The sequence below is a fragment of the Micromonospora sp. NPDC023737 genome, assembly GCF_040639715.1.
Classification (GTDB): Bacteria; Actinomycetota; Actinomycetes; order Mycobacteriales; family Micromonosporaceae; genus Micromonospora.
The window spans coordinates 634,253-655,133 of record NZ_JBFAAL010000001.1 but is presented as its reverse complement, the minus strand read 5'-3'; the positions used below and the strand labels follow the sequence as shown (position 1 = coordinate 655,133).

The 20,881-nt window shown below is 71.9% G+C and carries 19 protein-coding genes; 16 read left to right on the top strand and 3 right to left on the bottom strand.

Features of this window, described 5'->3' with window-relative positions:
- The first annotated feature begins 44 nt into the window (after positions 1-44).
- From AB0F98_RS02885 to AB0F98_RS02835, 11 genes are all read left to right on the top strand, one after another.
- Positions 45-1,025 carry a bifunctional oligoribonuclease/PAP phosphatase NrnA gene (locus tag AB0F98_RS02885; protein ID WP_357729034.1) on the top strand — a complete coding sequence of 327 codons (981 nt, stop codon included), beginning with the start codon at positions 45-47 and terminating at the stop codon, positions 1,023-1,025.
- Positions 1,026-1,125: 100 nt separating this feature from the next.
- Positions 1,126-1,533, top strand: coding sequence for a hypothetical protein (locus AB0F98_RS02880; RefSeq protein WP_357727660.1), 408 nt, complete (start codon positions 1,126-1,128; stop codon positions 1,531-1,533).
- Positions 1,533-1,742: a DUF6186 family protein gene (locus AB0F98_RS02875; RefSeq protein WP_357729031.1), complete on the top strand. Its 210-nt coding sequence runs from the start codon at positions 1,533-1,535 to the stop codon at positions 1,740-1,742. Before AB0F98_RS02880 ends, AB0F98_RS02875 begins: the two co-directional genes overlap by 1 nt.
- 713 nt (positions 1,743-2,455) lie before the next feature.
- Positions 2,456-3,775: an MATE family efflux transporter gene (locus tag AB0F98_RS02870; RefSeq protein ID WP_357727657.1), complete on the top strand. Its 1,320-nt coding sequence runs from the start codon at positions 2,456-2,458 to the stop codon at positions 3,773-3,775.
- 117 nt (positions 3,776-3,892) lie between these two features.
- Complete coding sequence (gene truB / locus AB0F98_RS02865; RefSeq protein ID WP_357727654.1) at positions 3,893-4,777, top strand: tRNA pseudouridine(55) synthase TruB; 885 nt, start codon at positions 3,893-3,895, stop codon at positions 4,775-4,777.
- Positions 4,778-4,858: 81 nt separating this feature from the next.
- A complete protein-coding gene (locus AB0F98_RS02860; RefSeq protein WP_357727651.1) occupies positions 4,859-5,788 on the top strand; it encodes a bifunctional riboflavin kinase/FAD synthetase in 930 nt (309 codons plus the stop codon).
- A 255-nt stretch (positions 5,789-6,043) separates the two neighbouring features.
- On the top strand, positions 6,044-6,313 hold the full coding sequence (gene rpsO / locus AB0F98_RS02855) for a 30S ribosomal protein S15 (RefSeq protein WP_043962418.1): 270 nt from the start codon (positions 6,044-6,046) through the stop codon (positions 6,311-6,313).
- A 227-nt stretch (positions 6,314-6,540) separates the two neighbouring features.
- A complete protein-coding gene (locus AB0F98_RS02850; RefSeq protein ID WP_357727649.1) occupies positions 6,541-8,892 on the top strand; it encodes a polyribonucleotide nucleotidyltransferase in 2,352 nt (783 codons plus the stop codon).
- Between the two features lie 93 nt (positions 8,893-8,985).
- Positions 8,986-10,377 (top strand): pitrilysin family protein, encoded by a 1,392-nt coding sequence (locus AB0F98_RS02845; protein WP_357727647.1) that lies wholly within the window; start codon positions 8,986-8,988, stop codon positions 10,375-10,377.
- Between the two features lie 80 nt (positions 10,378-10,457).
- Positions 10,458-11,231, top strand: coding sequence for a 4-hydroxy-tetrahydrodipicolinate reductase (gene dapB / locus AB0F98_RS02840; RefSeq protein WP_357727645.1), 774 nt, complete (start codon positions 10,458-10,460; stop codon positions 11,229-11,231).
- A gap of 58 nt (positions 11,232-11,289) precedes the next feature.
- On the top strand, positions 11,290-11,775 hold the full coding sequence (locus tag AB0F98_RS02835) for a GNAT family N-acetyltransferase (RefSeq protein ID WP_357727643.1): 486 nt from the start codon (positions 11,290-11,292) through the stop codon (positions 11,773-11,775).
- Between the two features lie 73 nt (positions 11,776-11,848).
- Here AB0F98_RS02835 and AB0F98_RS02830 read toward each other — a convergent pair whose 3' ends face one another.
- Positions 11,849-13,972 carry a glycogen debranching N-terminal domain-containing protein gene (locus AB0F98_RS02830; RefSeq protein ID WP_357727641.1) on the bottom strand — a complete coding sequence of 708 codons (2,124 nt, stop codon included), beginning with the start codon at positions 13,970-13,972 and terminating at the stop codon, positions 11,849-11,851.
- Between the two features lie 174 nt (positions 13,973-14,146).
- Here AB0F98_RS02830 and AB0F98_RS02825 point away from each other — a divergent pair, with 174 nt between their 5' ends.
- The 4 genes from AB0F98_RS02825 (at position 14,147) to AB0F98_RS02810 (ending at position 18,469) form a co-directional block, all read left to right on the top strand.
- Positions 14,147-15,112, top strand: a complete 966-nt coding sequence (locus tag AB0F98_RS02825) for a LacI family DNA-binding transcriptional regulator (protein WP_357727639.1) — start codon at positions 14,147-14,149, stop codon at positions 15,110-15,112.
- Between the two features lie 24 nt (positions 15,113-15,136).
- The gene (locus AB0F98_RS02820) at positions 15,137-16,384 is read left to right on the top strand and encodes an extracellular solute-binding protein (protein WP_357727637.1); all 1,248 of its coding nucleotides are present in this window, start codon (positions 15,137-15,139) and stop codon (positions 16,382-16,384) included.
- Between the two features lie 71 nt (positions 16,385-16,455).
- Positions 16,456-17,577: a sugar ABC transporter permease gene (locus AB0F98_RS02815; RefSeq protein ID WP_357727635.1), complete on the top strand. Its 1,122-nt coding sequence runs from the start codon at positions 16,456-16,458 to the stop codon at positions 17,575-17,577.
- 1 nt (position 17,578) lies between these two features.
- Positions 17,579-18,469: a carbohydrate ABC transporter permease gene (locus AB0F98_RS02810; RefSeq protein WP_357727633.1), complete on the top strand. Its 891-nt coding sequence runs from the start codon at positions 17,579-17,581 to the stop codon at positions 18,467-18,469.
- A gap of 31 nt (positions 18,470-18,500) precedes the next feature.
- Here the strand turns inward: AB0F98_RS02810 and AB0F98_RS02805 are convergent, their stop codons facing one another.
- Positions 18,501-19,106, bottom strand: a complete 606-nt coding sequence (locus AB0F98_RS02805) for a GNAT family N-acetyltransferase (protein WP_357727630.1) — start codon at positions 19,104-19,106, stop codon at positions 18,501-18,503.
- A 35-nt stretch (positions 19,107-19,141) separates the two neighbouring features.
- Between AB0F98_RS02805 and AB0F98_RS02800 the strand changes: the two genes are divergently transcribed.
- Positions 19,142-20,419 carry a glycosyltransferase 87 family protein gene (locus tag AB0F98_RS02800; RefSeq protein WP_357729028.1) on the top strand — a complete coding sequence of 426 codons (1,278 nt, stop codon included), beginning with the start codon at positions 19,142-19,144 and terminating at the stop codon, positions 20,417-20,419.
- Here the strand turns inward: AB0F98_RS02800 and AB0F98_RS02795 are convergent.
- The gene (locus AB0F98_RS02795; RefSeq protein WP_357727627.1) at positions 20,318-20,872 is read right to left on the bottom strand and encodes a GNAT family N-acetyltransferase; all 555 of its coding nucleotides are present in this window, start codon (positions 20,870-20,872) and stop codon (positions 20,318-20,320) included. The two genes, AB0F98_RS02800 and AB0F98_RS02795, sit on opposite strands and share 102 nt — an antisense overlap.
- Between the last annotated feature and the right edge of the window lie 9 nt (positions 20,873-20,881).

Genomic DNA, 20,881 nt, shown 5'->3' with positions numbered 1-20,881 from the left:
TCGACTCCGGCCCGGGCGCGGGCGACTGGGCGGCTGCCGAGTCGCTGCTACGGAACCTGTCGCCCGACGCGCGGGTGCTGCTGATCTGCCACGTGAATCCGGACGGGGATGCCCTGGGCAGCATGCTCGGCTTCGCGCTGGGTCTGCGCCGGCTCGGCGTACGCGGAATGCAGGCGACCTTCCCGGGCCCACCGGAGGTGCCCGTGCCGTTCCAGGGCCTGCCGGGGCTCGACCTGCTGGTGCCGGCGACCGAGGCGTACCCGGATCCGGATTTGGTGATCTGCTTCGACGCGGCGAGTGAGTCGCGCCTGGGTGAGCTGGTCGATCGTCTGGACACGGCAGGTGCGTCACTGGTGCTCGATCACCACGCTTCGAACACCCGCTTCGGCGGGGTGAACCTGGTCGACCCGCACGCGGCCGCCACCTCGGTGGTCGCCGAGCAGTTGCTGACCCGGCTCGGAGTCGGGTTGGACGCCGGGATCGCCGAGTGCCTCTACGTCGCGCTCACCACCGACACCGGTTCGTTCCGCTTCGAGGCCACCACCCCGGCGGTACATCACCTGGCGGCCCGACTGTTGGCCACCGGCATCCGTCCCGGCGACATCTCCCGTCGGGTCTTCGACACCCGTCCGTTCGGTGCGGTGCGGCTCTTCGGCGAGGTGCTCGGGCGGGCCCGGCTCGAGCCGGCTCCGGCCGGCGGTCGAGGACTGGTCTGGACCTGGGCCACCCTCGACGATCTGGCCCGGCACGATCAGCGCCCGTACGTCCTCGAGGCGTTGATCGACTCGGTGCGCTGCACGGCCGAGGCAGACGTCAGCTGCGTGCTGAAGCAGACCGCGCCCGGCGAGTGGGCGGTCTCGCTGCGCAGCAAGGGCGGGGTGGACGTCAGCCGCGTGGCGCTCGCGTTGGGCGGCGGCGGGCACCGCTTCGCCGCCGGATTCACCGGACGTGGTACGGCCGAGGAGGTCGTCGAACGTATCCGCGGGCAGCTCGACGCCGCGGTGATCCCGTCCGCCGCCTCCTGATCCGGGTTCGGCCCGGGCGCATCGTCCTCGTCGGCCCGGCACCGCGTGTTGCGGTGCCGCCGGCCTTTCCGCAGGCGGCGAGCGCAGGGAGAATCACGGGATGGAGCAGCCCCGCGAGCTCACCGTCGAGGCGCCGCGCGCCTGGGACCGTCCCACCTTCTCCATTCCGGTGCTGGCCTGCCTCTCGCTGGTTGGTGGCCGGTTCGCCTCCTTCTCCACCGAGGCCAATCTCTACGTCCTCGGCACCGGCGGCCTACTGATCTGGCTCGGTCTGAGCAACCGGGTGCCACGTCGGCCCGCCCCGACCCGGCTCGGTTCCGGCGCCGCCTGGTGGGTGTTGCCGATCGTGGTGTTCGGGGTCTTCGAGGGCGTCACCTTCGTGGTCGCGGCGGGCGATGACTTCCCGACCTTCTCCCGGCTGGCCGATCCGCTGCTCGAGGGCCAGTTGATCCGTTCGGTGGCCTGGTTCGCCTGGCTGGGCGCGTTCTGGGAACTGGTGCGGCGATGATGCGGGCGTTGGCCATCAGTGGTTTCCTCGCCTCGCTGGCGTTCTTCGCCGTCCTGGAGTGGCTGGCCCGCCGCGACGGTTCCCGGATCCCGACCCTCGGCGAGATGTGCGCGTACGTGATGCGCTACGAGGTGGGTCCGGTGCCGGTGGGCCGGATCGGACTCTTCGGCTTCTGGTGGTGGTTGGGTTGGCACTTCCTGGCCCGTTGACGGCACAGTCCCGACCGTCCGAATGCCGGGAACCACACGCGACCCGGCTGACTGAACGCTAATTTGGGAAACGGCTCGCGTCGTGCCCATCGGCGCAGGCCGTGGGGGTGGTGCCGCACCCGGTCCCGCCTCCTTCCAGGGTCGACAGACCCGGGTCCGCGCCGCCCGACCGGCCGCTCCGGTGACCCCGGACCGCCGTAGCGGTGCTTCGCAGGATCGCCCGTGCCGGCCGCCGCTCGCCGGTGGCTCACGCCCTGGAAGGGAGCACCACATGCAGAGCAAGCCCAAGCCCGAGCCCAAGCCCGTCGACGAGGCCCGCGAGCAGGCCCGCCGCGCACTGCAGACGTCGATGGACACCCGTCAGTGACCCGTACCGGCCGGCGGTGACGCCGTCGACGCGCCGCGCCGACAGCGTCACCGCGCCTCGGGGCACCCGCTCGGGCCGCCCGACCACCGGCCGGCCCGACTTCCGTCCCGGCCACCTCGGTGCGCACCCCGCGCACCCGCGCCACGAGTAGGGCGAGCGCGGGGCAGATGATCCGGCCGGGTCCCCGTTGATCCATTGGTCGTTGGTATCGGGGTTACCTCCCGCCTCGGCACCCCGATTTCGTGCAGTGGAGCCGATCAACTCCCCGCGACCGGCGTCCGGAGGTCAGCTGTAAGTCATCACCACTCTTGCGATCCTTACAAAACTTCTGTCAGGATCTGCGGCGATGACACAGACCGCCCCCGCCCCGCCCGTCGCTGCGCGACGGATCGCCGGACTCGCCCTCCCGGCGCTCGTCGTACTCGCCGCCGAGCCGCTCTATGTGCTGGTCGACACCGCGGTGGTCGGTCACCTCGGTCGGGAACCGCTCGCCGCCCTCGCCGTCGGGGGCACGGTCATGTCGCTCACCGCGTGGCTCGGCACCGTCATGGCGTACGGGACGACGGGGCGGTCGGCCCGCCGGTTCGGCGCCGGGGACCGGACCGCCGCGGTGGCCGAGGGCGTGCAGTCGTCCTGGCTCGCGTTCGGCGTCGGAGTGCTCGTCGCCGTCGCCATGCAGCTCGGCGGCGGGCCGCTGGCGCGTACCCTCGTCGGAAGCTCCGGCGAGGTGGCCGACGCCGCCGCGGTGTGGCTGCGGATCGCGGCGCTGGGTGCCCCGGGACTGCTGCTCGCCGCCGCCGGCAACGGCTGGCTGCGCGGTGTCCAGGACACCCGTCGCCCGCTGCTCTTCGTGCTCGGCCCCAACCTGCTCTCCGCGCTGCTCTGCCCGCTGCTGGTCTACCCGGCGGGGCTCGGCCTGGCCGGCTCGGCGGTCGCCAACGTCCTCGCCCAGACCCTCGCCGGTGGGCTCTTCGCCGCGGCGCTGGCCCGCGAGCGGGTGTCGCTGCGGCCCCGCCCCCGCTTGATCCGCCAGCAGTTGGTGCTCAGCCGGGACCTGCTGATCCGGGGCGTGGCCTTCCAGGCCAGCTTCCTCTCCGCGACGGCCGTGGCGTCCCGCTTCGGCGCGGCGGCGGTGGGCGCGCATCAGATCGCTCTGCAGCTGTGGTTCTTCACCGCGCTGGTCCTCGACGCGCTGGCGATCGCCGCGCAGTCGTTGGTCGGCGCGGCGCTCGGCGCCGGCGACGAGGCCGGCGCCCGGGCGCTGGCCCGCCGGATCGGCCTGCTCGGCGGCGTCTGCGGGGTCGCCTTCGCGGTGTTGATCGGCGCGGGGGCCGGCGTCGTGCCGTCCCTGTTCAGCTCCGATCCGGCGGTGCGCGACCAGGCCATGGTGGCGTGGCCGTGGTTCGTCGCGATGCAACCGCTGGCCGGGGTGGTCTTCGCCCTGGACGGCGTGCTGATCGGCGCGGGCGACGTGCGTTACCTGCGCAATCTGACCGTGGTGGCGGCGTTGGGCGGGTTCCTCCCCGCGATCTGGCTCGCCTACGGACTCGATCTCGGGCTGGGTGGGATCTGGGCCGGGCTCACCCTCTTCGTGGTCCTCCGCCTGGTCGCGTTGCTGCTCCGAATGCGCTCCGGCGGGTGGGCGGTCGTCGGCGCGGTCCGCTGATCAGCGTTCGGTCACGGCCCGGGCGGGAGTCGTCCGGCCGGCGGTGGCGGTGATGTCCGCCGCCGAGCACGGTGTCGACGCGTGGCCCTTCGGTTGCTTCTGGCAGGCTTGGCGGCCGTGAGCGCAGACGGCCTGATCGTGGTGGACAAGTCCGGCGGCATGACGTCGCACGACGTGGTGGCGCGGATCCGCCGCCTGGCCCGGACCCGGCGGGTGGGGCACGGCGGCACGCTCGACCCGATGGCGACCGGTGTGCTGGTCATCGGAGTGGGGCGGGCCACCCGGCTGCTCACCTACGTGATCGGCGCGGGCAAGAGCTACACCGCGACCATCCGGCTCGGGCAGGCGACGGTCACCGACGACGCCGAGGGTGAGGTCGTTCGCACCGTCCCCGCCGGCCAGGTCACCGACGAGGCCGTCCGGGACGCGCTCGCCGCGCTGACCGGCGAGATCGACCAGGTGCCGAGCGCGGTCAGCGCCATCAAGATCAACGGGCAGCGGGCGTACAAGCGGGTGCGCGAAGGGGAGACCGTCGAGCTGCCGGCCCGGCGGGTCACCGTCTCCCGGCTGGAACTGCTCGCCGTGCGGCGGGACCAGCCCGACGTGGTGGACGTGGACGTGGACGTCACCTGCTCGTCCGGCACGTACATCAGGGCCATCGCCCGGGACGCGGGCCTCGCGCTCGGGGTGGGCGGGCACCTGACGGCGCTACGACGTACCGCGGTGGGGAGCTTCTCCCTCACGGAGGCCGCCACCCTCGACGAGCTGGAGCAGCGGGCCCCCGACGTGGTCAACCTGCCGCTCGCCGCGGCGGCCGACCGGTTCTTCCCACGCCGGGACGCCACCGCCGCCGAGGCCGCGGTGCTCTCGCACGGCGGGCCACTGGAGCCGGCCGGCATCGCCGGTCCGTACGCCGTCTTCGATCCGGCCGGTGGCCTGATCGCTATCGTCAGCGAGCGGGAGGGTCGCGCCCGGGCGGAGATCGTGCTCGCCCCGGCCTGACGGGCGGCAGCCGGCCGACACCGGCATCGGTGGAGACAGCAGGCGCCGGGGAACCGGTGACGGAACCAGGGGAGGAGCGGCATGCAGCGGTGGCGGGGGTACGACGCGGCGCCCGGTGGATGGGGGCGGTCGGTCGTCACCATCGGTGTCTTCGACGGCGTGCACAGGGGGCACCAGGCGACCATCGGTCACACCGTCGCCCGGGCGCGGGAGCTGGGCCTGCAGTCGGTGGTGGTCACCTTCGATCCGCATCCGGCCGAGGTGGTCCGGCCCGGCTCGCACCCGGCGGTGCTGACCGAGCCGGCCCGTAAGGCCGAGCTGATCGAGGCGCTCGGCGTCGACGTGCTCTGCGTGGTGCCGTTCACGCCCGAGTTCTCCCGGCTCTCCGCGGAGGCGTTCGTGCACGACGTGCTGGTCGAGCACCTACACGCGGCGCAGGTCGTGGTCGGGGACAACTTCCGCTTCGGGCACCGGGCCGCCGGTGACGTGGCGCTGCTGGAGCGGCTGGGTCGGACCTTCGGCTTCGCGGTGGAGGGCGCGCCGCTGGTGTCCACGGACGGCACGGTCTTCTCCTCGACGTACATCCGCTCCTGCGTCGACGCCGGTGACGTCGGCGCGGCGGCGGCCGCGCTGGGCCGGCCGCACCGGGTGGAGGGCGTGGTGGTCCGTGGCGACCAGCGCGGCCGCGAACTGGGCTTCCCCACCGCCAACCTGCTCTGCCACCGGTACGCGGCGATCCCCGCCGACGGGGTGTACGCGGCCCGGCTGATCCGGCGGGGCCAGCGGGAGCCGTTGATGTCGGCGGTGTCGGTCGGCACCAACCCCACCTTCTCCGGACGGGAGCGGCGGGTGGAGGCGTACGCCCTGGACTTCTCCGGCGACCTCTACGGCGAGCGGCTGGCGCTGGACTTCGTGGCGCACCTGCGCGGCCAGGTCCGTTACGACTCGATCGAGCCGCTGGTCGCGCAGATGCACCAGGACGTGGAGCGGACCCGCAAGGCGCTCGGCTGACTTCCTCGGTCCGGTCGGCCCACCACCGGTCGGCCCACCGGCCCACCGCCCGGCGGCGGCGTGGCCGTCCGCGTGGCACCCCACCGCCCTTGCCCGGCGGGCGCGGCCACGGCTGGTAGTCTGGCGGGGACGTCGGATGACCGACGGGGGCCTCGCGTGCCTGCTCGACGCCGCGGGTGCGAGGTGCCGGTCCGGCTCCGGTCCATCGACCGGGGTGACGGACATCAGTGATCAACCCACCGAAACAGGGAGAACATGGCGCTCGACCAGGAAGCCAAGGCCAAGATCCGTGCGGAGTACGCGACCGCCGAGGGCGACACCGGTTCGCCCGAGGTGCAGGTCGCGGTCCTCACCAAGCGGATCGCCGAGCTCACCGAGCACCTGAAGGTGCACAAGCACGACCACCACAGCCGCCGTGGGCTGCTGCTGCTGGTCGGCCGTCGCCGCCGGCTGCTCAACTACGTCCAGAAGAAGGACATCAACCGCTACCGGTCGCTCATCGAGCGGCTCGGTCTGCGTCGGTGACGTGACGGGGGAGTGGCCATCCGGCCGCTCCCCCGCTCCGGTACCGCAGGAAGAAAACAGGGCAGCGCGACCAATCGAGTAGGGAGCCGGTCAGCGCACCGGTCTCCGGTAGTGGCCCCCGGGGTACCCGGCATTCCGCCGTGGCCCGGGCGCTTCGATCGAAGACCGGCCGTCTGATCAGCTTCCCGCGTCGCGAGCCCTCCGATGCGAAGGAGCACTACCGCACCATGACCGAGACCAACCTCGGCACCGAATCCCGCACCGCCGTGATCGACAACGGGTCCTTCGGCACCCGTGAGATCACCTTCTCGACCGGTCGCCTCGCCCGTCAGGCCGCCGGCTCGGTCATCGCCCAGCTGGGCGAGACCGTCGTCCTCTCCGCCACCACCGCCAGCAAGCAGCCGCGGGAGCAGTTCGACTTCTTCCCGCTGACCGTGGACGTGGAGGAGCGGATGTACGCCGCGGGCCGGATCCCCGGCTCGTTCTTCCGTCGCGAGGGTCGCCCGAGCGAGGACGCCATCCTCACCTGCCGGCTGATCGACCGGCCGCTGCGCCCGTCGTTCGTCAAGGGCCTGCGTAACGAGGTCCAGGTCGTCGAGACCGTCCTCGCGCTCGACCCGCAGCACCCGTACGACGTCGTGGCCATCAACGCCGCGTCGATGTCGACCAAGCTCTCCGGCCTGCCGTTCTCCGGCCCGATCGGGGCGACCCGGATGGCGCACATCGACGGTCAGTGGGTCGCCTTCCCCACCCATGAGGAGCTGGCCCGGGCCACCTTCGACATGGTCGTGGCCGGTCGGGCCCTGCCGGACGGCGATGTCGCGATCATGATGGTCGAGGCCGAGGCCACCGCGCACACCGTGGCGCTGGTCGCCGGTGGCGCCCCCGCCCCGACCGAGGAAGTCGTGGCCAGCGGCCTGGAGGCCGCCAAGCCGGCCATCCGGGAGCTGTGCCGGGCGCAGAGCGAGCTCGCCGACGTGGCTGCCAAGCCGGTCGCCGAGTTCCCGGTCTTCCTCGACTACAACGACGACGCGTACGACGCGGTGGCCGAGCTGGCCCGCGCCGACGTGGCCGAGGCCCTGAAGATCGCCGGCAAGGCCGACCGCGAGGAGGCCCTGGACCGGATCAAGTCCCGGGTCGCCGAGGAGCTCGGTGCCCGCTTCGAGGGCCGCGAGAAGGAGCTCTCCGCCGCGTTCCGGTCGCTGACCAAGTCCGAGGTCCGCAGCCGGGTGCTGCGCGAGCAGGTCCGTATCGACGGCCGTGGCCCGCGCGAGATCCGCCCGCTGACCGCCGAGGTCGGCGTGCTGCCGCGGGTGCACGGCTCGGCGCTCTTCGAGCGTGGCGAGACCCAGATCCTGGGTGTCACGACGCTCAACATGCTCCGGATGGAGCAGGCGCTGGACACGCTCTCCCCGGAGAAGTCCAAGCGCTACATGCACAACTACAACTTCCCGCCGTACTCGACCGGTGAGACCGGCCGGGTCGGCTCGCCGAAGCGGCGCGAGATCGGCCACGGCGCGCTCGCCGAGCGGGCGCTGATCCCCGTGCTGCCTTCGCGCGAGGAGTTCCCGTACGCCATCCGGCAGGTCTCCGAGGCGCTCGGCTCCAACGGCTCCACCTCGATGGGTTCGGTCTGCGCCTCGACGCTGGGCCTGCTCTCCGCGGGTGTGCCGCTGAAGGCGCCGGTGGCCGGTATCGCCATGGGCCTCATCTCCGACGAGGTCGACGGCAAGACCCAGTACGTGACGCTGACCGACATCCTCGGTGCCGAGGACGCCTTCGGCGACATGGACTTCAAGGTCGCCGGCACCCGGGAGTTCGTGACCGCGCTCCAGCTCGACACCAAGCTCGACGGCATCCCGTCGGACGTGCTGGCCGGCGCGCTCCAGCAGGCCCACGAGGCCCGGCAGACGATCCTCGACGTGATGCAGGCGGCGATCGAGGGCCCGGCCACGATGAGCGACTACGCGCCGCGGGTCACCACCGTCAAGATCCCGGTCGACAAGATCGGCATGGTGATCGGCCCGAAGGGCCAGACCATCAACGCGATCCAGGACGAGACCGGCGCCGAGATCTCGATCGAGGACGACGGCACGATCTACGTCGGCGCGACCAACGGCCCGTCCGCCCAGGCGGCGGTGGAGCGGATCAACGCGATCGCCAACCCGACCCTGCCGAAGGTCGGCGACCGGTTCCTCGGCACGGTGGTGAAGACCGCCGCGTTCGGCGCGTTCATCTCGCTGCTGCCCGGCCGGGACGGCCTGCTGCACATCTCCAAGGTGGGCGACGGCAAGCGGGTCGAGAAGGTGGAGGACTTCCTCAACGTGGGTGACCGCGTCGAGGTGGAGATCGCCGACATCGACCAGCGCGGCAAGATCTACCTGGACAAGGTGCGTCCCGAGGGCGCCGAGGCGCCGGCCGCCCCGGAGGCCGCCGACGGCGAGCGTCCGGCCGGCCGTGAGCGCGGCGAGCGGGCTCCGCGCGAGCGTGGCGAGCGCGGTGGCCGTGGCTCGGAGCGTGGCGAAGGTGGCGAGGGCGGCGGCGAGTCGCGTCCGCGCCGTCGGACCCGGCACAGCTGATCACCGACCGGCCGGACGGTGCCCCCTACGGGCACCGTCCGGCCGGTTTTTTCTCGTTCCACCCACCCCTCGTCAAAGTGAGAGCAGGTTTCCGTGAGTCGGGCCCAGCGTGCGCCGTTCCCTGCGCGTCGACGGGAGGTGGCGGCGGCCGGGACAGCGCGTTCCGGCGTCGCCGGTCGGGCGGTGACCCGGACCATCAGCGAGGACCCGTTGGGCGGCACGGTGCGGCGTACCGTGCTCCCCAACGGGCTGCGCGTGCTCACCGAGGCGATCCCGGCCATGCGCAGCGTGTCGTTCGGGATCTGGGTGTCGGTCGGCTCGCGGGACGAGACCGGCCCGGACTCCGGTGCCGCGCACTTCCTGGAGCACCTGCTCTTCAAGGGCACCCGTAAGCGCAGCGCGCTGGAGATCTCCTCGGCGATCGAGGCGGTGGGTGGCGAGACGAACGCCTTCACCACCAAGGAGTACACCTGCTACTACGCCCGCGTGCTGGACGAGGACCTGCCGCTGGCGATCGACGTGATGTGCGACCTCGTGGCCGACTCGGTGCTGGACGCGGCGGACGTGGAGACCGAGCGCGGCGTGATCCTCGAGGAGATCGCCATGCACGACGACGAGCCCGGTGACGAGGTGCACGACCTCTTCGCCCGCGCCGTCTACGGCGACCACCCGCTGGGCCGGCTGATCTCCGGCACGGAGGAGACGGTCACCCCGATGACCCGCCCGCGGATCCAGGACTTCTACCGCCGGCACTACACCGCCCCGCAGATCGTCATCGCCGCCGCGGGCAACCTGGACCACACGGCGGTGGTCGACCTGGTCCGGCAGGCGCTGCACGGTACGCCGCTGGACACCGATCCGGCCGCGCCGGCGCCGCACCGTCCGGCGGCCCCGGCGGTACGCACCCGTCCCGCCGCCACGCTGGTGGAGACGAAGGAGACCGAGCAGGCTCACGTCATCCTCGGCTGCCCGGGAATCGACCGGGTCGACGATCGACGGTTCGCCCTCGGCGTGCTCAACAACGTCCTCGGCGGCGGCATGTCGAGCCGCCTGTTCCAGGAGATCCGCGAACAGCGGGGGCTGGCCTACTCGGTCTACTCCTACGCCAGCCAGTACGCCGACAGCGGCCTCTTCGCCGTCTACGCCGGCTGCGCCCCGGGCAAGGTGGACGAGGTTCTGGAGCTGACCCGCGCCGGGCTGGCCCGGGTGGCCGCCGACGGACTGACCGAGGCGGAGATCGCCAGGGGCAAGGGGATGTCGAAGGGCTCGTTCGTGCTCGGCCTGGAGGACACCGGCTCGCGGATGAGCCGGCTGGCCAAGGGGGAGTTGCTCTACGGCGACCTTATGCCGGTGAACGAGCTGCTCGCCCGGGTGGACGCGGTGACCATCGAGGACGTCAACGCGCTCGCTGCCGACCTGCTCGCCCGGCCGATGTCGCTGGCGGTGGTCGGCCCCTTCGGCGCCGACGACTTCGCGACCGGCTGACCCGACGTACGGGTTCGGGAGCCACCGCACCTGCCGCCCGCGGGGGTCGGTCGCGTCCTGATTGGGATAGGTTGTGCCCCGTGAGTGAAGAGCGGGAGACAAACCCGGCCGAGCCGTTGCGGGTCGGCGTCCTGGGTGCGCGTGGCCGGATGGGTGCCGAGGTGTGCAAGGCGGTCGACGCCGCCGATGACCTGGAGTTGGTGGCGACGATCGACCAGGGCGACGGCCTCCGGGCCGCCGCCGACGCCGCCGCCCAGGTGGTCGTGGACTTCACCACCCCGGACGTCGTCATGGACAACCTGCGCTGGTGCATCGAGAACGGCATCCACGCCGTGGTCGGCACCACCGGCTTCACCGAGGAACGGCTGGAACGAGTACGCGGCTGGTTGGCCGACAGGCCCGGCGTCGGCGTCGTGATCGCCCCCAACTTCGGCATCGGCGCGGTGCTGATGATGCAGTTCGCCGCGCGGGCCGCCCGGCACTTCGAGTCGGTCGAGATCATCGAGCAGCACCATCCCCGCAAACTCGACGCGCCGAGCGGCACCGCGACGCACACGGCCCGGCAGATCGCCCGGGCTCGCGCGGAGGCGGGCCTCGGCTCGGTGCCGGACGCCACGAAGGACGAGGTGCCGGGTGCGCGGGGTGCGGAGATCGACGGCGTACGGGTGCACGCCGTACGCGCCACCGGGCTCGTCGCGCATCAGGAGGTGCTGTTCGGCACCACCGGCGAGACCCTGACCATCCGGCACGACTCGTACGACCGGGCTTCGTTCATGCCGGGCGTCCTGCTCGCCGTGCGCGCGGTGGGTGACCGTCCCGGTCTCACCGTGGGCCTGGACCCGCTGCTCGGCTGAGCGGTCCATCGGCGGAAATCGTTAGCCGTCGTACCGTGGTCGCTTCTAGGCTGCCCCGATGATCGATGCTGGGCACCAGGATCGGGACGGACGCGCCATCACCCTGCGGTCGGTGGACGACGACAACTGGCGGGTGGTGGCCGACGTGGCGCCCCGCGACGACCAGCGGGACTGGGTGGCAGCGCTGGCCGCGCGTTACCTGCTGCTGACGATGCGTGGCGACGTGTGGAATTCCCTCGCCGTGTACGCGGACGAGACGGTCGTCGGACACGTCATGTGGGGCGTCGACGACGACGGCTCGTACTGGATCGGCGGCATGATCATCGATGCCGTTGAGCAGGGGCGGGGGATCGGGCGGGCCACCGTGGCGACCCTTGCCGGATGGTTGGCGGCGCGGGACGGGCAGCCGCCGGTGCGGCTGTCGTACCACCCGGAGAACAAGGCGGCCGCTGCCCTCTACACGTCCCTCGGCTTCCACCCCACCGGCGCTGTGGAGGACGACGAGGTGATCGCCGAACTCACCGCCCCACCCCGTCGATCATGAAGTTGTTGCCGCGACACGCCGCAGCGGGCGGCAACAACTTCATGATCAACCAAGGGAGGGTGGGCCCGGAGGACTACGCCTGGACCGGGCGGTCGGCGGGGGCGGGGCGCTGGGCCGGGACGGTCGGCGCCGCGTCCACCGTGACGGTCAGGCCGGCCGGGAGGCCGCTGATCGTCGGCCGCCCGGCCCCGTCCACCGTCACGTCGACCGGGGTGCCGGCGACGGTCAGGCGCTCCGTCGCGACCGCGCCGAGCTGTGCGCCGGCGAGCGGGGCGAGCCGGACCGTGCCGGCGGGCACATCGGGGTAGAGCCCGGTGGCGGCCTGGAGCAGCAGCACCGCCCCGGCTGCGGCCCACGCCTGCGGCCGGCATGCCGCCGGGTAGGGTACCGGCCGGCCGAGCAGCGAGCGGTCGTCGCCGCCGTACAGCTCGGGCAGGCGGTAGTCGAACGCCTCGGCCGCGCCGAGCAGGCCGTCGGCGAGGGTGAGGGCGGTGTCTCGGAAGCCGGCCCGGGCGAGGTTGCCGAGCACGATCGCGGTGTCGTGCGCCCAGACCGAGCCGCAGTGGTACGACAGCGGGCTGAACCCGGCGTCGTCGGTGGACATGGTGCGCAGCCCGAACGCGCCCGCCAGCGCATCGGTGCCGAGCAGCCGGGCCACCTGCGCCTCCTCCTCGGCGTTGAGCAGGCCGGTGCCGAGCAGGTGGCCGATGTTGCTGGTCAGCGAGTCGACGGGCCGCTTGTCACGATCCAGCGCGAGAGCCGGAGCGGGCCCGTACGGCCCGTCGACCCAGAAGGCCGCCCGGAACCGGCGCGCCAACCCGGCCGCGTGCTCGCGCCAGCGGTCCCCGCCGGGGCGCCCGAACGCGTCCAGCAGCCGGGCTCCCTTGACCGCGGCCTCGTGCGCGTACCCCTGAACCTCGGCGAGCACGATCGGCGGCGCGGCCAGGGTGCCGTCGCGGAACCGGACCGCGTCGCCGGAGTCCTTCCAGCCCTGGTTGGCGAGGCCGCGCCCGGTGGTGTCGATGTACTCGACCAGGCCGTCGCCGTCGGCGTCGGCGTGCTCCCCGATCCAGTGCAGCGCCGCCTCCAGGTACGGCAGCAGCGGCTCGACCTGCGCCGCGGGCAGCCCCCAGCACCAGGCGTCGTGGAGCAGGTTGACCCAGAGCATGGTGGCGTCGACGGTGCCGTAGTACGCGGGCGGGAGGTGCAGGCCGTCGCCCGGGGCGAACTCGTGCCGACGCAGCTCGTGCAGGATCTTGCCGGGTGCCTCGCCGGTGGCCGGGTCGACCCGGGTGCCCTGCCGCCGGGCGAGCACCCGCAGTGTGCCGCCGGCCAGGTCGGTGCCGAGTGGCAGCATCATCCGGGCGGCCCAGAGGCTGTCCCGCCCGAAGAGAGTGAGGAACCAGGGGACTCCGGCGCCGAGGAAGACGTCCCCCGGTGCACCCGCCTCGGCCAGCCGCAGGCCCCGCAGGTCGTCGAGGCTGCGGTCGAGGAGCCGGACCAGCCGGCGGTCGTCGGCCCGCAGCCGTGGCCGGGACCATTCGGGCTCACCCGGCGGGCAGACCACGACCGCCCGCGGGTCGTCGACGGTCAGCCGCCAACGCAGCACCACCCGGCCGCGGGGCGGTAGCTCGACCGGCCAGCTGAGCCGGGGCGCGGCGGCCCGTTCACCTGTCGCCTCGGCCGTGGCGCCCTCGCCGGTCACGGTGACCGTGATGCCCGACCCGGCCCAGACCAACGTGCCGGGCTCGCCCGTCTTGGCCTCCAGTGGCTCGGTGGCACCGCCGGTCTTGACCACCTCGATGGGGGCCAGGTCGCAGGCGAGGTCGACGCTCACGACGGCACGTACCGGCACGGCGGCGGTGGAGACGACGCGGATCTCCTCGCTGAGCCCGTCGGAGGCGACCTGGCGGAGCCGCTCGACCCGGACGGTGGGGTCCGCGCCGGGGTCGCCGAGCCACCTGGCCAGGGCGACGAAACGTACGCCGTGCGGGCCCACCGCCGCCCGGGCCAGGCTCTCCGGTTCCTGGTCGTCGACCCGCAGCTCGGCCCGGGACAGCACTCGGGCATCGGCGTGGAAGACGCCCTGGACTCCGGTCGGGCGGATCTGCCCGGCCGCGTCCCCCAGCGCGCTGGTGGGGGCGAGGACGACGCCCACCAACTCGTGCAGCAGGGGTTGCAGTTGGCGTTCGGTCACGATGTGGCTCCAGATCCTGTCACTGCACGGAACGACGTCTTGACAAAGCTGTTCCGGCCAGTGCAAAGTGCGAAACATTCCAGAAACTTGAACGATCCAATCCTGCCTTATCCAAATTGGATCGTTCAAGATGGCGAGAGGGATTTTGTGGCCGAAAAGGTGACCATCGCGACGGTGGCCAGGCACGCCCGTGTCAGCCGCCAGACCGTGTCCAACGTGCTCAACACCCCGCAAATCGTGCGCGAGGAGACCCGGCAGCGGGTCCAGGAGGCGATCGCCGTCCTGGGCTACCGCGTCAGCCAGGCCGCCCGGCAGATGCGCACCGGCCGCTCGCGGCTCATCGCCATGCGGATCGAACCCACCCGGGACGGCATCAACGGCTCGGTGCTCGACCGCTTCCTGCACGGCCTCACCGAGACCGCGGAAGCGGCCGGCTACCGCGTACTGCTCTACACCGCCGGCGACACCGAGCGGGAGATCGCCGCCTACGACGACCTGCTCAGCGCGTACGACCTCGACGGATTCGTGCTGACCGGCACCGACCACGGCGACGCACGGACGACCTGGTTGGCCCAACGGGAGGTGGCGTTCGTCGCCTTCGGCCGTCCCTGGGACGACCCCACGGCGCACCCGTGGGTCGACGTCGACGGCGCGGCCGGCACCGCCCGAGCGACCGAGCACCTGCTCGAGCGCGGCCACCGCCGGGTCGGCTTCCTCGGTTGGCCCGCCGGCTCCGGCGTCGGCGACGACCGCCGCAGCGGCTGGCGGGAGAGCCTGCGCGCCGCCGAGATCGACCCGGCGGGACTGGACCGCGCGGTCGAGGACGGCATCGCCGAGGGTGAGTGGTCGATGCGCGACCTGCTCAACTCCGGCGAACCCCCGACCGCCGTGGTCTGCGCCAGCGACTCGCTGGCCCTGGGCGCTCTTCAGGCGGTACGGGCAATGGACCCCGCCGTCGCGGTGGTCGGCTTCGACGACACCCCGGTAGCGGCCGCAGTCGGGCTGACCAGCGTCAGTCAGCCCCTCGGCGAGGCCGCCGCCAGCTGCGTGGACCTGCTCACCGCGGTCCTCGACGGGGACCAGCAGTCCCCCGAACCCGTGCTGCTCCAGCCCTCGCTGGTGCTCCGGCACACCGCTTAACCCATCCCCGAACAGGAGAACCAGATGGCACCTCGACCCCTCGCCCGGGTGGCGGTGGCCGGCCTCGCCGCCGTCGCACTACTAGGCTCCGCCGCCTGTGGCAGCGGCTTCGACGACAACTCCGAGGGCACCGCCCAGTCCAGCGGGCCGGCCAACCTGCAGATCCTGATCGGCTCGTCCGGTGACGCCGAGACCAAGGCCGTGCAGGACGCGGCGGCCAAGTGGGCCAGTGCCTCGGGCAACACCGCCACCGTGACACCCGCGCAGGACCTCACTCAGCAGCTCGGTCAGGGCCTCGCCGGCGGCACCCCACCGGACGTCTTCTACGTCGACGCGGCCCAGTTCGCCGACTACGCGAGCGTCGGCGCCCTCGAACCGTACGGTGACAAGATCAGCAATACCGGTGACTTCTACGAGAGCCTGCGCACCACGTTCACCTACGACGGCAAGTTCTACTGCGCGCCGAAGGACTTCTCCACGCTGGCGCTGGAAATCAACACCGATCTGTGGGCCAAGGCCGGTCTGACCGACGCCGACGTCCCGACCACCTGGGATCAGCTCACCGCTACCGCCCAGAAGATCAAGGCGAAGGGGCAGGTGCCGCTGGCGCTGGGCGACACGCGCGACCGGGTCGGCGCGTTCATGGTGCAGAACGGCGGCTGGCTGATGAGCGAGGACGGCAAGCAGCCCACCGCGGACACGCCGGAGAACCTGGCCGCCCTCCAGTACGTGAAGGACCTGCTCACCAAGGGGCTGGCCCAGTACCCGAAGCAGCTGGACGCCGGCTGGTCCGGTGAGGCGTTCGGCCGGGGCAAGGCCGTGATGACCATCGAGGGCAACTGGATCAAGGGCGCCCTGCAGAACGACTTCCCGAACGTGAAGTACAAGGTCGTCCCACTGCCGGCCGGCGCGAAGGGGCAAGGCACGCTCTCCTTCACCCAGTGCTGGGGGATCGCGGCGAAGTCGAAGTACAAGGAGCAGGCGATCAAGTTCGTCGAGGCGATGACCAGCGGCGAGCAGCAGATGTCCTTCGCGCAGGCGTTCGGTGTGATGCCGTCCCGCCAGTCCGTCCGCGACCAGTACGTCAGCGCCTTCCCGGCCGACAAGCCCTTCATCGACGGTGCCGAGTACGCCCAGGGCCCGGTGAACGCGCCGAAGATGGACAGCGTCCTGCGTGATCTCGAAGCGGGCCTGCAGGGGCTGGCCACCGGTGACCCGAAGACGATCCTGGCGAACTTCGACAAGAACGCCAAGGCGGCGCTCGGCGGCTGAGGTGTGCGTGAGGACCTCCTGTCTGACAGGAGGTCCTCACCTCGCACCTCCTACCTCGTGAGGGAGGGGAGATGGCAACGCAGGCAACGCCGGCGCGGGTGCCCGTACGCGGTGGCGCGCCCCGGCGGCGCGGACGCGGCACGCGGAGCAACGAGAATCTCGCCGGTTGGCTCTTCGTCGCGCCGGTCATCGTGATCCTCGGGCTCTTCCTGCTGCTGCCGATCCTGATGGCGCTCTGGGTGAGCCTCACCGACTGGAACGGCCAGGGCAGCCCGTTCACCCGGAACGTGCCGTTCGTCGGGGTGGAGAACTACACCCGGCTCTTCGCCGAGGACGGGCTGGACCGGCGTGACTTCATGACGAGTCTCCGGAACAACCTCTACTACGTCGGGATCGTGGTGCCGGTGCAGACCGCGCTCGCCCTCGGCCTGGCGCTGATCGTTAACAACCGGAGGCTCAAGGGGAAGGGCTTCTTCCGCAGCGCCTTCTACTTCCCGTCGGTCACCAGTTCGGTGGCGATCAGCGTGGTCTTCCTGTTCCTCTTCGCCAACTCCGGCGCGGTCAACAAGCTGCTCGGCTTGGTCGGCGTCGCCGGCCCCCAGTGGTTCGCCGACCCCCGGGGCGTGCTGCATCTGCTTCTCGGCGCGCTCGGGGTCGACCAGCCGCCCGCCGCACTGACCGGCGGCGGCCCGTTCGGGCTGAGCTGGTGGGACTGGCTCTCCGGCCCGAGCGTCGCGATGGTCTCGATCATCACGCTGGTGGTCTGGACCACCAGCGGAACGTTCATGCTGATGTTCCTGGCCGCCCTCCAGAACGTGCCGGTGGCGCTGGACGAGGCGAGCACCCTCGACGGCGCCGGCCGCTGGCAGCGCTTCCGTTACGTCACGCTGCCGATGATCAAGCCGACCATGTTCCTGGTGGTGACGCTCGGCCTGATCGGCTCCTGGCAGGTCTTCGACCAGGTGTACGTGATGAGCCAGGGCGACCCCGCCAAGACCACCCTCACCCCGGCCTACCTGTCGTACCGGACCGCGTTCCGGGAGTTCGACTACGGCTCCGGCGCGGCGATCTCGTTCGTGCTGTTCCTGATCATCATCGTGTTGACCCTGATCCAGCGCCGGGTGATGGCCGACCGTGACCCGGTCGACCGGCCGCGCGGCCGGTGGCGTCGACGCGTACCGGAAGGGTCGTGACATGGCCGTGCTGACCGACCGCCCGCCGGCCGTGGCGACACCCGCGCGGCGGCGCCACGCCGGCCGCAGCCTGGTCTCCCGGGTCCTGGGGTACGCCACGCTGATCTTCTTCGGGCTGGTCTTCCTCTACCCGTTCGTGATCCAGCTCGGCAACTCGTTCAAGACCGAGCCCGATGCGTCCGCCAACCCGCTCTCACCGTTGCCCGACCCGCTCTCGCTGGCCGGCTTCGAGCGGATCTTCGCGGGCACCAACTTCCCGCTGTGGCTGGGCAACTCGCTGCTGGTCACCGTGCTCGTGACGGCCGGCCGGGTGTTCTTCGACTCGCTGGCCGGCTACGCGCTGGCCCGGCTGCGGTTCCGGGGCCGCGCCTGGCTCTTCGCCACGGTCGTCGCGGTCATGGCGGTGCCCCCGGTGGTGCTGCTCATCCCGAAGTTCCTGGTGCTCAACCAGCTCGGCATCTACAACAGCTACGCCGGGCTGGTCGTGCCGCTGCTCGCCGACGCGGCCGGCGTGTTCATCATGAAACAGTTCTTCGAGTCGGTCCCGGTGAGCGTCGAGGAGGCGGCCCGCATCGATGGTGCGAGCGTCTTCCGCACCTTCTGGTCGGTGGTGCTGCCGATGGCGAAGCCGGCGCTGATCACCCTGACCATCCTGTCGTTCCAAGGTTCCTGGAACGAGTTCCCGCACAGCCTCGTGGCTGTGCAGGACCCGGACCTGTTCACCCTGCCGCGCGGTCTGGCCGACCTGGTCAGCGGGTCACTTGGCAAGGGCAGCCAGTACCCGCTCAAGCTCGGCGCTGCCCTGCTCGCCACGATTCCCGTGGCGATCATCTTCGTGGTGTTCCAGCGTTACTTCGTGCGCGACGCCAACGACGGCTCCGACAAGGGCTGAACCGAACGCCCCCGGCCCGCCGGCGGGTCGCTCAGTCGACCGGCGCGGCCGGGGCGGGCGGGGCGGGGGCCGGCTCGGCGGCGAGCGCCACGTGCAGGCGAAGCTGGGGGACCAGCATGTCGTCCACGTCGAGGGCGCGGGCCGCCCCGTCGGTCGACCAACCGGTGCTGGTGAGGAACTTGCGGGTCGCCTCGTCGCCGTCGAACGCCCAGGCCACCGCACGGTCGAAGCCGTCGGAGCGCCACAGCTCGACACTGGCGGCGAGCAGCCGACTGCCGTGCCCGCGCCGGCCCCACCGTGGTTCCACCAGCAGATCGGTGACGGCCGCGACGCCGCCACCGAGCGACTCGGCCGGCTCGTTCGGCGCGAGCGCCTCGGCGTCGGCGGGCCCGGAGGCGACGAACCCGACAAGATACGATTGCTCGGCCTGTTCGACGGCGACCAGCACCCGGTGGGCGTCCGAGGGCGGTTCCTGCACCGCGGCGGTCCACCGCCGGGCGAGCCACGCCTCGTCCAGGTTCTCCAGGACGTGCCGGGGCAGGATCCGGCGATAGGCGACCCGCCAGGTCGCGAGCTGGATGCGTGCGATCTCGCCGGCGTCTTCCGGACGCGCCGGGCGGACGTACCCGAGAGCCATGGGACGTGAGCCTACGCAGGGCGAGGGAGGCGGCGATCGTGCAGGGTGCCAGTAGGACGGTCGCGCAGGTGGTGGGCGTGTTGCTGCTCGCCGTCGCGGTGAGCGCCTTCCTCTCCGTCGCGGCCGTCCGGCACGGCTTCTTCGATCTCCAGGTCTATTACGGTGCGCTCAACTGGTGGGTGCACGACGGTGGGGAGATCTACGACTACCTTCGGCCGCTGACCCAGTACGGCTTCACCTACCCGCCGTTCGCCGCCCTGGTCATGCTGCCGATGGCGTACCTCCCGTGGCTGGCCGCCATCGTCGTCGGCGTGGCCGCTACCGTCGTCGTGACCGTGGTGCTCTTCTGGTGGCTGATCGATCCGATCTCCCGGCGGGCGGGCTGGACCCGCTGGTTCGTCCTCGCCGTGGCGCTCTGCCTGGCCGCCGCGTACGAGCCGATGCGCGAGACGGTCAACTTCGGCCAGGTCAACATGCTGCTGCTCTTCCTGGTCGCGGTCGACCTGCTCCGGCTGCTGCCGCGCGGCAACCGCTGGGCCGGCGTGGGCATCGGGCTGGCCACGGCGATCAAGCTGACTCCGGGCATCTTCATCGTCTACCTGCTGGTGACCCGGCGCTGGCGGGCGGCCGTCACCTCGATGGTCACCACGGCCGCGGCGACCCTGGTGGCCGCCGCGCTGTTTCCGGACGCCTCGCGGGAGTTCTGGACCGAGGCGCTGTGGAACACCGGCCGGGTCGGCGAGCTTGCGTTCGTCTCCAACCAGTCGCTGCGTGGGGTGGTGGCCCGGCTCGACCCGGAGCACCCGAGCACCCTAGCCTGGCTGGTGCTGGTACTCGGCACCTTGGCTCTCTGGACGTGGCGGTCCCGCGTCGCCGCGGCCGTCGGTGACGAGGCGACCGGGCTGGCGCTGACCGGCGCCGTGATGTGCCTGGTCAGCCCGGTGACCTGGGTGCACCACCTGGTCTGGCTGCTGCCGGCGCTGATCCTCCTGGTCGACAACGCCATGGCCGCCTCCGCCCGTACCCTGCGGCGCCGTCTGCTGCTGGCCGCCGCGTTCGTCGGGTACGGACTCCTGATCAGCCGGATCGTCTGGTCCTGGGAGCAGGACTTCACCGGGCTGGACGGCTTCCTCGGCAGCAACACGTACGTGTGGATCAGCCTCGCGCTGCTGGCCTTCCTGCCGGTCCGCCGCTGGCTGGTCCCGTCCGGATCAGGCGACCAGGCGCCCGCTGTACCGCAGTTCGACGAGCCGGACGGGCGGGCGCCCGCCGGTGAGCGGAACCGGGTAGGTGGTCCACTCACCGTCCGGTGACAGCCCGGCCCGCGCGTAGAACCGCCGGGCCCGATGGTTCTCCTCCAGCACCCAGACCCGGTAGCCGGTGAAACCCAGGGACGTCAGCCCCGCACAGGCGGCGGCGAACAGGGCTTTCGCCGTACCGTCGCCCCAGTGCGCCGGGTCGACGTACAGGGCGAGGAGTTCGCCGCGGGTCTGGTCGAGGTTGGCCCGATCCTGGTCGACCCGGTACGGCCCGAAGGAGGCGAAGCCGACGATCCCCGCGTCGCCGGACTCGGCCAGCAGTGTGGTGAACGGGTGCTCCGGGGCGGCGGTGCCGAGGTCGCGTCGACGCTGCGCCCAGGCGGCCACGTTCAGCCGGCCCAGCACCTCGTCCGGCATGATGCCGGCGTAACCGGCCTGCCAGCCTCGTACGTGCACCCGGGCGATCGCCTCGGCGTCGTCGGGCTCCTCGGGACGGATGGTCAGCACGCGTCCGTT